10 protein-coding genes and 2 riboswitches are annotated in these 14,668 nt (G+C 71.4%); of the genes, 4 read left to right on the top strand and 6 right to left on the bottom strand.

The window, feature by feature from the left end; all coding sequences use genetic code 11:
• Positions 1–95: 95 nt before the first annotated feature.
• Complete coding sequence (locus tag FVP77_RS08635) at positions 96–4,586, top strand: glycoside hydrolase family 97 protein (protein ID WP_147894104.1); 4,491 nt, start codon at positions 96–98, stop codon at positions 4,584–4,586.
• Positions 4,587–4,943: 357 nt separating this feature from the next.
• On the opposite strand, the gene FVP77_RS08625 is transcribed toward FVP77_RS08635, so the two are convergent.
• The 6 genes from FVP77_RS08625 to FVP77_RS08600 are packed head-to-tail and all read right to left on the bottom strand — an operon-like array spanning position 4,944 to position 11,494.
• Positions 4,944–5,840 carry a glycosyltransferase family 2 protein gene (locus tag FVP77_RS08625; RefSeq protein WP_147894102.1) on the bottom strand — a complete coding sequence of 299 codons (897 nt, stop codon included), beginning with the start codon at positions 5,838–5,840 and terminating at the stop codon, positions 4,944–4,946.
• Positions 5,837–6,976 carry a cysteine desulfurase family protein gene (locus FVP77_RS08620; protein ID WP_147894101.1) on the bottom strand — a complete coding sequence of 380 codons (1,140 nt, stop codon included), beginning with the start codon at positions 6,974–6,976 and terminating at the stop codon, positions 5,837–5,839. The genes FVP77_RS08625 and FVP77_RS08620 overlap by 4 nt, the downstream gene beginning before the upstream one ends.
• A 3-nt stretch (positions 6,977–6,979) precedes the next feature.
• Positions 6,980–7,837, bottom strand: a complete 858-nt coding sequence (gene nadC / locus FVP77_RS08615) for a carboxylating nicotinate-nucleotide diphosphorylase (protein ID WP_147894100.1) — start codon at positions 7,835–7,837, stop codon at positions 6,980–6,982.
• A complete protein-coding gene (gene nadB, locus FVP77_RS08610) occupies positions 7,834–9,441 on the bottom strand; it encodes an L-aspartate oxidase (protein WP_246134024.1) in 1,608 nt (535 codons plus the stop codon). Before nadB ends, nadC begins: the two co-directional genes overlap by 4 nt.
• The gene (nadA, locus tag FVP77_RS08605) at positions 9,438–10,766 is read right to left on the bottom strand and encodes a quinolinate synthase NadA (protein WP_147894099.1); all 1,329 of its coding nucleotides are present in this window, start codon (positions 10,764–10,766) and stop codon (positions 9,438–9,440) included. The genes nadB and nadA overlap by 4 nt, the downstream gene beginning before the upstream one ends.
• 11 nt (positions 10,767–10,777) lie before the next feature.
• Complete coding sequence (locus FVP77_RS08600; RefSeq protein ID WP_147894098.1) at positions 10,778–11,494, bottom strand: NUDIX hydrolase; 717 nt, start codon at positions 11,492–11,494, stop codon at positions 10,778–10,780.
• A 100-nt stretch (positions 11,495–11,594) separates the two neighbouring features.
• On the opposite strand from FVP77_RS08600, the gene FVP77_RS08595 reads away from it, so the two are divergent.
• The 3 genes from FVP77_RS08595 to gcvH all read left to right on the top strand — a co-directional run bounded on the left by FVP77_RS08595 (position 11,595) and on the right by gcvH (position 14,626).
• Entirely contained in the window at positions 11,595–12,767 is a 1,173-nt protein-coding gene (locus tag FVP77_RS08595; protein ID WP_147894097.1) for a MarP family serine protease, read from the top strand.
• Between the two features lie 55 nt (positions 12,768–12,822).
• Positions 12,823–12,918, top strand: a riboswitch (glycine riboswitch).
• Positions 12,919–13,032, top strand: a riboswitch (glycine riboswitch).
• 41 nt (positions 13,033–13,073) lie between these two features.
• On the top strand, positions 13,074–14,246 hold the full coding sequence (locus tag FVP77_RS08590) for a glycine cleavage system aminomethyltransferase GcvT (RefSeq protein WP_147894096.1): 1,173 nt from the start codon (positions 13,074–13,076) through the stop codon (positions 14,244–14,246).
• Positions 14,243–14,626, top strand: coding sequence for a glycine cleavage system protein GcvH (gene gcvH / locus FVP77_RS08585; protein WP_147894095.1), 384 nt, complete (start codon positions 14,243–14,245; stop codon positions 14,624–14,626). Before FVP77_RS08590 ends, gcvH begins: the two co-directional genes overlap by 4 nt.
• Positions 14,627–14,668 lie beyond the last annotated feature (42 nt).

The following is a 14,668-nucleotide window of genomic DNA, read 5'->3' as shown; positions in this document are numbered from 1 at the left end:
TCCCGCGTTCTTCGGGCCGCGGGACGGTGACGGTACCCGAACCCATCGTCCCCGCGGACGCGCCGCGCGCGCACGCCCGCCAGCCAGGGAGAACCATGCCTCTTCTGTTCGCCGCCCCGAAGCGCCGGCTTCCTCTCCTCCTCGGCGGAGGTGTCACCGCTGCGGTGGTCGCCGCCGGCGTACTCGTCGCGACGTTCGCCGGGGGCGCCGCATCCGCTCTCGAGGGCTCCGGAACCGCCGAGGCCCCCTATGTCATCGACGACGCGGCAGAGTTCTCGACCTTCATCCAGAACGTCAACGCCGACACGGCCGGAACAGCCGCCGCCGCCGCGCACTACGAGCTCGGCGCCGACATCGCGCTCTCCGCTCCGGTTCCGATGATCAACAGCTTCGCCGGCGTGCTCGACGGTGCCGGGCACACGGTCTTCGGACTCTCGATCGACTACTCGACGTCGGCGGCTTACCAGGCGTCCAACGGCGTCAACAAGACCGCGGCTCTCATCAACGCGCAGCGCGGCACGGTCGAACGGATCGGCTTCAGCCAGGTCTCGATCACGGGAACCAGCGCGGCCGAGTCGCAGACGACCGCCACGAAGAAGGCGACGGTCGCCGCTCACAACTACGGGCTCATCGACCAGGTCTACGCGCTCGGTTCGGTGGACGGCGGGTGGCGCACCGGCGGCCTCGTCGCCGACAACATGGGTGGCGGCATCATCCAGAACAGCTACTTCCGCGGGTCGGTCGTCTCGGGCTGGGAGGCGGGCGGCATCACCGCACGCAACGACAATGCCGGCGCCGAGAAGATCATGAACGTCTACGTCAGCGGCACGGTCTCCACCGCCACGCGCAACATCGGCATGATCGCCGGGTACAGCTACAGCACGGCCACGATCCGCGGTGCGGTCGCCCTCGACGGTTCGGTCACCCAGGGGTCGGGTCAGTCCGCGAACAACATCGGTCGCATCAACGGTCAGAACAACACCAGTGTCGGAAGCCGCGGCGCGACCTATGCCGACAACCTCGCGCTCGACTCGATCCGTCTGACCACGGGCACGGCGGGCGGCACCGTCACGGGCACCGCGGCCGATCGCCAGGGCCTGTCGAAGACCTCTGCCGAGCTGACCCAGCAGTCGACGTTCGAGGCGGTCGGCTGGGACTTCGGGTCGATCTGGCGGATGGATGCGGCGACGCTGCGCCCGCATCTCGGAGCAGTCGCCGAGAAGGCGGCCCCCGTCGTCTCGACACCCACTTCCACGCCCATTTCGACCCCGACCCCGACGGTCACCGACCTGACGTCGTCGTCCGCCGTGACCAGCCCGGACGGCGCGACCGTGGCGACCCTGCGCACCGACGCCGCGGGAGACCTCACCTACTCCGTCACGCAAGACGGTCGCACGATCGTCCGCGACTCCGCCCTCGGCCTCGTCGTCGACGGTGTCGACTGGGGTCAGGGGGTCTCTCTGGGCACCGCCACCACCTCGACGACCGATGAGTCGTACCCGTTGATGGGCCTGAACGACACCGGCCGCGACCACCGGAACACCAGCGTGATCCCGCTGCGGAAGGGCGACGGGTCGCTCGTCTCCGTCGAGGTGCGCGCGTTCGACACCGGCGTGGCCGTCCGCTACGTGCTCGACCCGTCGCTGGTCGGTACGGTCGTCTCGCGCGAAGACACCGCGTTCTCGTTCGACCCGGCGTCGACCCTGACCTACCAGGCGGTGACGGCGAGCACGATCGACGACCTGCAGAACAGCTTCTCCCGGTCGAGCTTCGACGCCGCGGGCGACCGCGACATCACGGTGCTGCCCACGGTGGAGACCCCCGACGGGCACTTCGCGAACATCACCGAGGCGAACATCCTCGACTGGCCCGCGATCGCGTTGAAGACCACCCGGGGCGGCGTCATCTCGACCTACTACTGGGCGACCGACAACGGGCAGGGCACGTTCACCGTCAAGGCCGAGAGCCCGCACTCGCCGTTCCGTGTCATCACGATCGCCGACAACCTGACCGACTTCACCAACTCCGACATCGTGACCGCCGTGAACCCCCCGATCGACACGACCGTGTTCCCGGGCGGCGACACGAGCTGGATCGAGCCGGGCACGAACGCCTGGTCGACACTGACGACCAACGACCAGAGCGTCGCCGGAATGCGGGCGCTCCTGGACGCGGCATCCGAGGCCCGGATCCCCGGCATCCTCATCGAGGGCAACCTCACGCACTCCTCGTGGGGCTCGACCACGGCACAGCGCTTCGCGAACATCGCGGCCCTCGTCGAGCGCGGGAGGGCGAAGGAGTTCCCTGTGTCGGTGTGGCTCTGGACCGATTACGACAAGGCAGCGGGCGTCGACAGCACGTTCACCGGCGGCGTCGTGTACGACTCGGCGAGCCCCTACCCGCAGGTCAGCCTGCAGAACCCCGACCTGCGCGAGGCCTATCTCGACCTCGTGCGCGCGACGGGGATCGCCGGCACCAAGGTCGACCACACGAACGAGGAGACCGAGACCAAGGTCAACTTCTTCCGCGACTTCGCCCGCGACTCCGCGGCCCGCCAGCTCATGGTGATCTACCACAACCCGCTCGAGCCGACCGGTCTGAACCGCACCTACCCGAACGAGCTCGGACGCGAAGCGATCAAGGGCCTCCAGTCGGGCTACAGCGCGAACCAGCAGACCTTGGCGCCGTTCACGCGCCTGGTCGCCGGTACCGCCGACTACACGCCCTTCCTGCTGTCGGGATCGGGCGGCAACGTCACCTGGGCGCACCAGCTCGCGTCGACGGTCGTCTACTCGATGCCGTACCTGCAGCTCTCCGAGCGCCCCGACCACCTCGCCCCCGGCGGGCAGTACCACGACCTGGTCGGCGATGTCATCGCGAACCTGCCCACGACATGGAAGCAGAGCCGGATGCTGCCGCAGAGCGCGATCGGTGCCACCACCGCGGTCGTGCGTGAGACCTCGGACGGGGAGTTCTGGATCGCCGTGACGGCGGGGGCGGACGCTGCCGGCCAGATCTCGATCCCGCTCGACTTCCTTCCCGCGGGCACGAGGTACAACGCCGACGTCTACGCCGACAAGAGTGCGTCCGCCGCGATGAGCCGCACGGTGTCGCAGGTCGACAGCGCCTCGACGCTCACCGCAGCGGTACGCAACGGCGGAGGCTTCCTCGCCCGCATCACGACCCAGGCGATCGACAACCCGCTCGGCGAGGGCGGGACCAACGGTTACACGATCGACGACGAGGCCGACCTCGCGCTCATCGCGCAGCATCCGATGGCCACCTTCACCCTCACCGCCGACATCACCCTGACGAAGCCCTGGACCCCGGTGCCGTCCTTCCTCGGCACGATCGAGGGCAACGGGCACAAGATCGTCGGGCTCGAGGTCGAGGGCAGCGCGTCGAAGGCGTTCATCCTCAACAACTCGGGCGTGATCCGCCGGCTGGGCTTCGTCGATCCGGTCTCGACGGTGCCGGCGCCCTACGTGCAGACGACACGCGTCGCCGTTGTCGCGGTCGCCAACGCCGGCTTGATCGACGAGGTCTTCGTCCGCGGTGCCGAGGTCACGGGCGGGTGGCGTACCGCGCCGATCGCCGCCGAGAACACCGGCGAGGTGCGCTCGAGCTACACCGTCGACGCGAAGGTCGTGTCGAACTGGGAGACCGGCGGCCTGGTCGCCTGGAACTCCGCCACGGGCGTGCTGACGAAGAACTACGTCGTCGGCGCCGACGTGCGCGCCGAGGTGCAGAACGGCGGCATCCTCAGCGGCTACGGCTACTCGGGCACGCAGGTGCGCGGCAACGTCGTCGTCAGCGGAGAGGTCACTACGGCCAACGCTCCGCGGGCCCGCATCGTCGCTCGCGAGAACGGCGTACCCACCTACAGCGACAACCTGTCGCTCGCGACGGCCCGTGTCAACGGTGCTGCCGTGACCGGCGGCACCGCGGGGAACCGCAACGGCGCCGACCGCACCGCGGAGGAGCTGGCCTCCGCCTCGACGTACGAGGCCATCGGATGGGACTTCTCACAGGTGTGGGCGTTCGACGCCGACAAGGGGCGCCCTGTGCTCCGAGCGGTGGACGAAGCGGTTGCTTCCGGCCCTCTGCAGGCCTCCCAGCAGGTGCAGGTCGCGGTGCCGCAGATCGCGGAGGGCGAGTTCGTCTGGAGCATCGACGGATCGAACGACCCCGTCGATCTGGGCGAGGCCGTGCAGGGCCCGGGGTACTTCCAGGCGACAGGTGAGATCCATCCGATCCGCGTGACCGATACCCGTCGCTCGGCTGGAGCATGGTCGCTGTCGGGTCAGGTGACCGACTTCGCCGGCACCGCCGGCACGTTCGGAGCCGAGCACCTCGGCTGGACCCCGAAGATCGTGGAGTCCGGCGCCGGTGCGCGTGCGGGGACGGCCGTGGCGCCCGCGCTCGACGGCGGTACCGGACTGGGCGTCTCGGCCACGCTCGGCTCGGCCGACGCCGGGCACGCAGCGGGTTCGGCGCGGCTGGGCGCCGACCTGCTGTTCAAGCTGCCGGTCGAGATCGCCGACGGCACCTACCGCGGCACGCTGACCCTCACGGCGCTCGGCTGAGCGCGTGAGGTGCCGCAACTCGGGGCCTTACCCGGCAGGGTGACCCCGAGTTGCGGCACCTCAGCGCGAGAGGGCGGCGGACAGGTCGGACAGGAACCCGGTGGGGTCCTGAAGATCCCGCTGGGTAACCTGCAGCACGGTCCATCCCAGCGCCTCCAGGTGACGGCGCAGCGCGATGTCTCTGCGCCACTGGTCCCTGTCGCGGTGGCCGATCCTGCCGGAGCCGCGTGGCGCGCGTGCTCCGCGGGGAACGCTGACGTGGAGGTCGGACTGCCGTGCCATCTCCGGCGGCAGGGGGATCGCCGAGGTGCCGCGACCAGGGCTTACATCGCGCAGGAAGGCCCCGATCGAGTCCTGTCAGAGCGCGGCGAGGTCGCGCTCGAACTCCTCCACCGCACGGCGGTAGGCGTCGTCGGGGTGGCTGCGGGCGATCTCGAGCAGCGGGGGGAGGTCCATCGCACGCACGAGGCGCACGCGCTCCGCGACGGCGGAGGTGTGCCCCGCGGCATCCAGGATGCCGATGCCGGCCCGCAGCGCCTCGAGGTAGTCGGTCAGCACGTCGAGGCGGGCCGTGCGCTGCGTGATCGACGACCCGTCGGCGCGCTGACGCCAGTGCACGACCACGTCGGGCACGACGTCGAAGGCGCGGGCCCGGGTGTACATCAGCTGCGCGACGACCTGGTCTTCGTACAGGCGGCCCTCCGGGAAGCGGAGTGCGGTGCGATGCCAGAAGTCGGTGCGGCTGACCTTCGACCACGCCACGATGTTGCCGGATGCTGCGGGGTGCGCCTCGAGCGTCGTACCGACGCGCGCGGGGTCGGTCGCCGCCGCCACCCAGGGCTGGACGACCCCGGGCCGGTAGTGCCCGTCGGCGTCGGGGCGGAGCCGCACGTACGCGCCCACGGCGAAGTCGCTTCCGGAGGCGTCGAGCGTGCCGAGGAGCGTCTCGAGCGCGTCGGGTGTCAGCAGGTCGTCGGCGTCGAGGAAGCCGAGATAGGGGGTGTCGGCGAGGTCGAGCCCGGCGTTGCGCGCGGCGCCGAGACCGCGCTGGTGCACGTGGGTCACCACGCGGAAGCGCGGGTCGGATGCGGCGGCATCGGCGAAGATCTCGCCGGTGCCGTCGGTGGACGCGTCGTCGACGAGCACGGCCGTCCAGTCGCGGCGGGTCTGTGCGCGGAGCGAGTCGAGCGCGTCGGCGGCGTACTCGGCCACGTCGTAGCCCGGGACGACGATCGTGACCGCGGGAGTGCTCACCCGGCCGATCCTACGGCGGCGACGGATGCGGCGAGGGCGTCGGCGACGTCGTCGGGGGGCGTGCTCAGATCGTGCGGGAACGTGAACCGCACGGCCGTGCGGGCGACGTCGGCGTCGAGGCCGAGCGCGGTCAGCACGTGCGACGGATCATCGCTGCCGGCCGCGCACGCCGACCCGCTGGAGGAGACGACCCCGCGCCTCTCGAGTTCGAGCAGGATCGCCTCGCCGCTGGTGCCGGGGAAGACGAAGCTCGCCGTCCCCGGGAGGCGCAGCGCAGGATGGCCGGTGAGGGCGGCGCGGGGCACCGTCGCGAGCACGCGGGCGACGAAGGCGTCGCGGAGCGCGCCCACCCGGGCCGCGGACTCCGCGTGCTCGGCCTCGGCGAGCTCGAGGGCGGTGGCGATCCCGACCGCACCGGCCACGTCCTCGGTGCCCGACCGGCGGCCGCGCTCCTGACCGCCGCCGTGCAGGAGCGGCTCGAGCGGGATGCGTCCGCGCACGGCCAGCACGCCCGTACCCTTCGGCGCGCCGAGCTTGTGGCCGGCGAGAGTGAGGGCATCGGCCCCGAGGTCGCGCAACGGCAACCACCCGGCCGCCTGCACGGCGTCGAGGTGCAGCGGCACCCCGCGCGCACGCGTCGCAGCGCCGAGGGCCGCCGCATCCTGGATCGTGCCGATCTCGTTGTTCGCGTAGCCGATCGACACAATCGCGGTGTCGTCGCCGATCGCGGCGGCGAGATCTGCCGCGTCGACACGGCCGGTGGCGTCGACGGGGAGCACGTCGATGTCGAACCCGTGGATGCGCCGGAGGTAGTCGGCCGACTGCAGGATCGACTCGTGCTCGATCGGCGTCGTGACGACGCGCCGCGCGCCCCGGTTCGCCTGCGCCGCGACGGCGATCCCTTTGACGGCGAGGTTGTTCGCCTCCGTGCCGCCGGAGGTGAAGACGACGTCGCCTCGGCGCATGCCGAGCACCGCAGCGACCCGCGAACGCGCGTCGTCGAGGGCGGATGCCGCGGCCTCGCCCACCGTGTGGTGGCTCGACGGGTTGCCGAACCAGCGGGTGAGGAACGGCATCATCGCCTCGAGCACCTCGGCGCGCACCGGGGTGGTCGCGGCGTTGTCGAGATACCGCACGGGTCAGTCCGCGTCGATGGCGATGTCGAGTCCGAGGTCGAGAGCGCGCGCGGAGTGGGTGAGGGCGCCAACCGAGATGACGTCGACGCCGGTCTCGGCGATCGCCCGCACCGTCTCGAGGTTCACTCCGCCGGATGCTTCGACCGTGGCACGGCCGGCGACCCGCTCGACGCCGGCGCGCAGGTCGTCGAGCGAGAAGTTGTCGAGCATGATCGTCCCGATCCCCGCGGCGAGCACCGCGTCGATCTGGTCGAGTCGGTCGACCTCGACCTCGACGTGCGTGGTGTGGGGGAGGCGGGCGATGGCACCCTGCAGTGCGGCGGTGACCGAGAGCCCCGTCGCGGTGAGGACGGCGAGGTGATTGTCCTTCGCCATGACCGCGTCGGAGAGCGAGAAGCGGTGGTTGTGACCGCCGCCGCTGCGCACCGCGTGCCGTTCGAACGCACGGAGCCCGGGGGTCGTCTTGCGGGTGTCGACGATCCGCGCGCCGGTGTGGGCGACCTCGGCGACATAGGCGGCGGTCAGGGTCGCGATCCCCGACATGCGCTGGGTGAAGTTGAGCCCGATCCGTTCGGCGGTCAGCACGCCGCGGGCGGGTCCTGTCACCCGGGCGAGCACGTCACCGGGCGCGAAAGCGGCACCGTCGTCGACGAGCAGCTCGACGGAGATACGGTCGTCGGTCAGTCGGAACGCGGCGGCGAAGACCTCGCCGCCGCTGAAGACTCCGCTCTCCCGCGCGACGAGCTCGGCCCGCGCCGTCGCCGTCTCGGGAATGAGGCTCTCGCTGGTGACGTCGCCCCAGGGGGCGTCCTCATCGAGGGCTGCGGCGACCACGCGGTCGATGTGGGCGCGGTTCATCATGCGTTGGTCCCTTCGAGAACCCGTTGCAGGGGAGCGTGCGACGCGGCGGCGGGGCGCAGCGTGTCCGGCGTCGTGCCGTCGGCGCGGTGGTGGGCCCCGACCGACAAGGGGCGGCGGCGAGCGGCGTCGACGACGTGCGCGGCGACGAGCAGCAGGTGGGCGTCCTCGTGATCGGCGACCGTGCGAGCCGCACGCGGCTCGGCGCACCAGGCGGCGAGCACGGATGCGGCGTGGCCGAGGCCGTCGGCGGTGCGGGTGAGCGCAGCATGCGCCCACAGCAGCCGCTGCAGCGCGACGCGGGAGAACGGCTCGGCGGGAGCGGTGATGGGGGGCTCGAGGAGCGAGGCGGGAAGCGCAGCGGGGACCGGCCAGCCACCGGATGCGGCGTCGGCGGCGACCACGTCGCCCACCCGCGCACCGAACACCGCGCCCTCGAGGAGCGAGTTCGACGCGAGTCGGTTGGCGCCGTGCACTCCGGTGCGCGCGACCTCGCCCGCCGCGTACAGGCCGGGAACGGTCGTGCGGCCGTCGAGGTCGGTCACGACGCCGCCCATCAGGTAGTGCGCGGCGGGGGTGACGGGGATGGGTTCGCGAGACCAGTCGTAGCCGCGCTCGCGGACGGTGCGGTCGATGGTCGGGAAGCGACGTGCGAGGAACTCGGCCCCGAGCGCGGTGGCGTCGAGCACGACCGGCGCGCCGCCCTGGGTCGCCATCGCGCGGTCGATCGCCCGCGCGACCACGTCGCGCGGGGCCAGCTCGCCGTCGGGGTGCGCGTCGAAGGCGAACCGGCGGCCCGTCATGTCGCGGAGCACCGCGCCCTCGCCGCGCACGGCCTCGGAGATGAGGAACGGCGCGGCGGCGTCTGCGGAGAATCCCGCGCGCCCCGGCAGGACGGTCGGGTGGAACTGGACGAACTCGAGGTCGGCGACGGCCGCTCCGGCGCGGAGGGCGAGGGCGACCCCGTCGCCGGTGGCGACCGTCGGGTTGGTCGTGTGGGCGTACAGCTGTCCGGCGCCGCCGGTGGCGAGCACGACCGCGTCGGCGGCGATCGTGCGGCGCTCGCCGCCGTGGAGGACCACGACGCCGACGACACGGCCGCGATCGAGGGCGAGGTCGACGACGAGCGCGTGCGCGACGATCGCGGCCCCGCTCTCGCGGATCCGTGCGACGAGGGCCGCCTCGATGGCCGCGCCGGTGGCGTCGCCGCCGGCGTGCAGCACGCGAGCGGCGGAATGGGCGGCCTCGAGCCCGGCGCTCACCGTGCCGTCGGCGTCGCGGTCGAAGGCCACTCCGCGGGCGATGAGTTCCTCGACACGAGCGGGGCCCTCGGTGACGAGCGTGCGCACCGCGGTCTCGTCGTTCAGGCCGGCGCCGGCGACGAGAGTGTCGTGCGCGTGGTCGTCGACGCTGTCGGTCGGCGTCCAGACCGCGGCGATGCCGCCCTGGGCGTACCGCGTGTTCGATTCGCTCAACGAGCCCTTGGTGACGACGGTGACACGGCAGCCCGCCTCGAGCGCATGCAGGGCCGCGGTCAGCCCGGCGATGCCCGATCCGACGACCACCACCGACGGGTGGGACACGCCCTGGCCCGAGAGCTCGCTCACGGCTTGGCCGCCAGCATCCGTTCCAGGGCGACGGTCGCGGGCTCCGACACCGACGCGGGGACGGTGATGCGGTTCAGCACCTCTCCGGCGACGAGCGCCTCGAGCACCCAGGCGAGGTAGCCGGGGTGGATGCGGTACATCGTCGAGCACGGGCAGACGACGGGGTCGAGGCAGAAGATCTCGTGCTGCGGGTACTGCGCGGCGAGACGCTGCACGAGGTTCACCTCGGTGCCGATCGCGAACGTCGTGGGCTCGGTCGCGGCGGCGATGGCCTTCTGGATGTAGTCGGTGGATCCGGCCTCGTCCGCCGCATCCACCACGTCCATCGGGCACTCGGGGTGCACGATCACACGGACACCCGGGTGCTCGGCGCGCGCCTTGTCGATCTGTTCGACCGAGAAGCGCCGGTGCACCGAGCAGAAGCCGTGCCACAGGATCACGCGGCTGTCGAGGAGGGTCGCGTCGTCGTTGCCGCCGAGGGGGCGGCGGGGGTTCCACATGGGCATCTGCTCGAGCGGTACGCCCATCGCCTTGGCCGTGTTGCGGCCGAGGTGCTGGTCGGGGAAGAAGAGCACCCGGCGCCCGCGGGCGAACGCCCACTCGAGCACCGTCCGGGCGTTCGACGACGTGCAGACGATGCCGCCGTGGCGTCCGACGAAGCCCTTGATGGCGGCGGAGGAGTTCATGTAGGTGACGGGGATCACCGGCACGCGCCCGTCGGCGTCCACCGCCTCGAGGTCGCCGAAGACGTCTTCGAGCTGCTCCCAGCACTCTTCGACCTGGTCGATGTCGGCCATGTCGGCCATCGAGCATCCGGCGGCGAGGTTGGGCAGGATCACCGCCTGCTCGGGGCGGGAGAGGAGATCGGCGGTCTCGGCCATGAAGTGCACGCCGCAGAAGACGATGGCCTCCGCCTCGGGGTGGGCCTTGGCCGCGTTGGCGAGCTGGAACGAATCGCCCACGTAGTCGGCGTGACGCACGACCTCTTCACGCTGATAGAAGTGCCCCAGCACCACGGCACGGTCGCCGAGGGTCGCTTTCGCGGCGCGCACGCGGGCGTCGAGCTCCTCGTCGGAGGCGTCGCGATACTCCTGCGGCAGCTCGCCCTGTCGTGGCGACCCCGTCGGGATCACGTCGCCCATCGACGAACCGGGACCGTATCCGGGGCGGGTGTCGAAGTTCCACGGGCCCGCGGCGAGGTCGGTGGTGCACGTGGAGTTGAGCGACTCGCCGGCCACGATCGCCTGGATCTCGTGGTCGACCGACGGGTCGAGCGGGGGGCCGTCGCCGCGGCGAAGGTCGAGGGTGAGGGGTGTCGCGGTCATGGGGGCTCCCATCAGTGGCGTGCGGTCAACGGACCGCGCTCGGCGAGCTCGACGTCGGGGTCGTAGCGGTACAGGCGGGCGGGGCGGTGGCTTCCGGTGCGGAAGCGGTCGGTGGGGAAGAGGGTGCCGGACCCTTCGACCTGGCGGCGGAAGTTGGCGGGGTCGAGTCGGCGGCCGAGGATCGACTCGTAGACCTCGCGCAGCTCCGCCAGCGTGAACTCCGGGGGCAGCAGCCCGTGTGCGATCCGGCTGTAGCCGACCTTGGAGCGCAGGCGCCAGAGCGCGTACTCGACGATCTCGTTGTGATCGAAGGCGAGGCGGGGGAGCGACGCGGCATCGAACCACTCGACGTTCTCCGGGGCGTCGCCCTGGGCTGCGTGCGCGGCGACCTGGGCGTCGACCTCGTCGGCGCGCAGCAGTGCCCAGTAGACGATAGAGACGACGCGAGCGGGGGAGCGGTCGACCCCGCCGAACGCGTAGAGCTGCTCGAGATAGCTGGCCGAGAGCCCGGTGGTCTCGGCGAGGGTGCGGGATGCTGCGTCTTCCAGCTCTTCGGCGGGATCGAGCCATCCACCGGGCAGCGCCCACAGGCCGTCGAACGGGTCGCGGGTACGGCGGACGAGAGGCAGCATGAGCTCGGCCGGCGCGGAGTCGTCGGTGCGCCGCAGGCTGAAGATCACCGTCGAGACGGCGACGCGAGCGGGTTCGGGAGACGTGCTTTGTGTCATGGTGACCATTACCTCGCGACGATCTTATAGTCACAGCGACTCGAAGCACAAACCAGGACCCGCTCAGCCACCACCCCTACGCTGTGCGGAGGAGGTACCCGTGCTCGTCGTCGATGTCGTTCTCATCGTGCTGCTCGTCGTATCGGCGATCGTCGGACTGCGCCGCGGCCTGCTCGCCAGCGTCGGGCTGTTCGCGGGCATCGCGCTCGGCGCGGCGGTCGCCTACTGGCTGATGCCGCTCGCCGGGTCGTGGGTCTCCGACCCGTCGTGGCGTCTCGTGACGGTCATCTCGGTCGGCATCGGTCTGCTGCTCCTCGGTGCGGCCGCTGGCTCGGCCATCGGGCGGTCGCTGCGACGAGGCGTCGACCGCATCAAGCTGCGCGTGCCGGAACGGATCCTCGGCGGACTCGCCAGCTTCGTCGGGGCCGCGCTCGCGATCTCGTTCCTCGGTGGAGCGCTGGTCTCCACGGGAACCCCCGTCATCTCCAGCGCGCTCGCGTCGTCGACCGTTCTGCGGACCATCGACAACGTCACACCGGCCCCCGTGCGGGCCACCCTCGCCCAGCTGCGCGGTTCGGTGTTCGGCGACGGCCTTCCCCGGTTGGGCGAGCTGCTCGAACCGGCGCTCGTTCCGGCCGCCCCCGCGGTATCGCTCGACGACCCCGCACTCACCGCCGCAGCCCAGTCGGTCGCGAAGATCACCGGCGTCGCCTACGCGTGCGGCATCACGGCCACCGGCACCGGATTCGCCGTGGCCCCCGACCGCATCGTGACGAACGCCCACGTGGTCGCCGGGGTCGAGCAGCCCGTGGTCGAACTCCCGGGGCGACCGGCGCAGGACGGACGCATCGTCTACTTCGACCCCGTGGACGACCTGGCCGTCATCGCGGTGGACGGACTGGATGCGACGCCCCTCGCGATCGCCGACACCCTTCCGGTCGGTTCGGCCGCGGTGGTTCAGGGCTACCCGCACGGGGGTCCGTTCACCTCGGGCAATGCGCAGGTCGTCTCGGTCGGTACGCCGAGCGTTCCCGACATCTACGATTCGAGCTCGGCGCCCCGTGACATCTACGCCCTGTCGGCCATCGTGCGTCCCGGCAACTCGGGCGGGCCGCTCCTCACTCCGTCGGGCGAGGTGGCCGGCGTCGTCTTCGCGCGCTCCGACAGCGACGACGACGTGGGATACGCCATGACCCCGGTCGAACTCGACCCCGTGATCGCGCGTCTGGGCGAGTTCGACACCCCGGTCGCCTCCGGGGCCTGCACCGCCTGACCTGGTGTCGCGAGCCCCGAGCGCTATGCTGATCGCGACAAGTCCATACGGCCCCATGATCGTTGCGGGAGAGCCTCGGCAGAATCCAGCCGGGCACCGAAGGAGCAAGCCTCCCCGCCAATCTCTCAGGTACGCGTACCGCGCCGATCGGGCCACTCTGGAAAGCGATGCCGAGCGGTGCTCGGCGTCCGCCGACGGTGAAAGGCGCAGCATCCGCTCTTCGATGCCGAGCTGAAACTCTCAGGCCCATGACAGAGGGGGAGTTCCCGCCACCGGGAGGTGGCACCCGACCACCGGGAGAACTCGATGTCAGAACCCCGCTACACCTCGCTTCGCGAGCGACATGAGTCGCTCGGCGCCGCCTTCACCGACTTCGGCGGGTGGCTCATGCCGGTGCGCTACGCCTCCGACCTCGCGGAGCACCACGCCGTTCGCGAGGCCGCCGGACTCTTCGACATCTCGCACATGGCCGAGTTCTGGGTGCACGACGGCCGCGCCGCCGACTTCCTCGACTACGCGCTCGCCGGTCGCGTCTCGGCCATGCCCGTCGGCAAGGCGAAGTACTCGTTCGTGCTCGCCGACGACGGCGGCATCGTCGACGACGTCATCGTGTATCGCACGGCGGAGGAGTACTTCCTCGTGATCGCCAACGCGGGCAATCGTGCAGCCGTCGCGGGGGCGCTGGACGCGGCGCTCGCCGCCTGGGCGCGCGTGCACGCCTTCCTCGACGGCCCCGTCGAGGGGGACTTCGCGAGCGTGCTCGGAGGCGAGCTGCCCCGCGTCGAAGACGTCAGCGACCAGACCGCGCTCCTGGCCGTCCAGGGGCCGCGGGCCCGCGACATCGTCGAAGCGACGGCGGGGATCGACATCACCGGAACCGCGCTCGCCGACCTGGGGTACTACGCCTGGACCGGCGGCACCTTCGCGGGCGCCTCCCTCTTCGTCGCGCGCACCGGGTACACCGGAGAGGACGGCTTCGAGCTGCTGGTGCCGAACCGGGTGGCCGTCGCCCTCTGGGACGCCCTGCTGACAGCCGGCGAAACGTTCGGGCTCGTGCCCGCCGGCCTCGCGGCGCGCGACACGCTGCGTCTCGAGGCGGGTATGCCGCTCTACGGCCACGAGCTCTCGCGCACCGTCGTTCCCGCCCAGGCGGGACTCGCTCGCGCCGTCGCGCTCGACAAGGACGACTTCGTCGGCAAAGGCGGACTCGCCGCCGATACCGCGGATCGGCCCGTGCTCGTCGGTCTCGTCTCGGGCGGCAAGCGCGCGGGGCGCGCGGGCTACGCCGTGTACGACGGAGACGCCCGGGTCGGCGAGGTCACCAGCGGTGCGCTGAGCCCGACCCTGCAGCATCCGATCGCCCTCGCCTTCGTCTCGCCCGAGTCGAGCTCCCTCGGAACCGAACTCGCCATCGATGTGCGCGGCACGCGCATCCCCGCAACCGTGACCGCTCTGCCGTTCTACCGGAGGAAGAAATGACCGATCTCGACGCCCTGTCCTACACCGCCGAGCACGAGTGGATCGCGTCGGACGACGCCGTCGCCACCGTCGGCATCACCGACTTCGCCGCCGACAAGCTCGGCGACGTGGTCTTCGTCGACCTCCCCGCCGTCGGCTCAGTCGTCGCAGCCGCGGAGGTCTGCGGCGAGATCGAGTCGACGAAGTCGGTCGGGGAGCTCTACGCGCCGCTCTCCGGTGAGGTCGTCGAGATCAACGACGCCGTCGTCGACGACCCGTCGCTCGTCAACAGCGATCCGTTCGGCGACGGATGGCTGCTGAAGATCCGCGTCGACTCCTCGGCGTCGGCCGACCTGCTCGACCGCGCGGCGTACGTCGCACTCACGGGAGGCGCGGCGTGACCACGCCCTTCGTCGACCGGCACATCGGAACCGACGCCGCCG

Source organism: Microbacterium hatanonis (genome assembly GCF_008017415.1).
GTDB classification, from domain to species: Bacteria; Actinomycetota; Actinomycetes; order Actinomycetales; family Microbacteriaceae; genus Microbacterium; species Microbacterium hatanonis.
This window is presented reverse-complemented; position numbering and strand designations above follow the sequence as displayed.

Bases quoted from the DNA above. Each gene is read 5' to 3' on its own strand.
- FVP77_RS08635 (WP_147894104.1), top strand. From the start codon at position 96: ATGCCTCTTCTGTTCGCCGCCCCGAAGCGCCGGCTTCCTCTCCTCCTC.
- nadC (WP_147894100.1), bottom strand. From the start codon at position 7,837: ATGATGAACCGCGCCCACATCGACCGCGTGGTCGCCGCAGCCCTCGAT.
- nadA (WP_147894099.1), bottom strand. From the start codon at position 10,766: ATGACCGCGACACCCCTCACCCTCGACCTTCGCCGCGGCGACGGCCCC.
- FVP77_RS08600 (WP_147894098.1), bottom strand. From the start codon at position 11,494: ATGACACAAAGCACGTCTCCCGAACCCGCTCGCGTCGCCGTCTCGACG.
- FVP77_RS08590 (WP_147894096.1), top strand. From the start codon at position 13,074: ATGTCAGAACCCCGCTACACCTCGCTTCGCGAGCGACATGAGTCGCTC.
- gcvH (WP_147894095.1), top strand. From the start codon at position 14,243: ATGACCGATCTCGACGCCCTGTCCTACACCGCCGAGCACGAGTGGATC.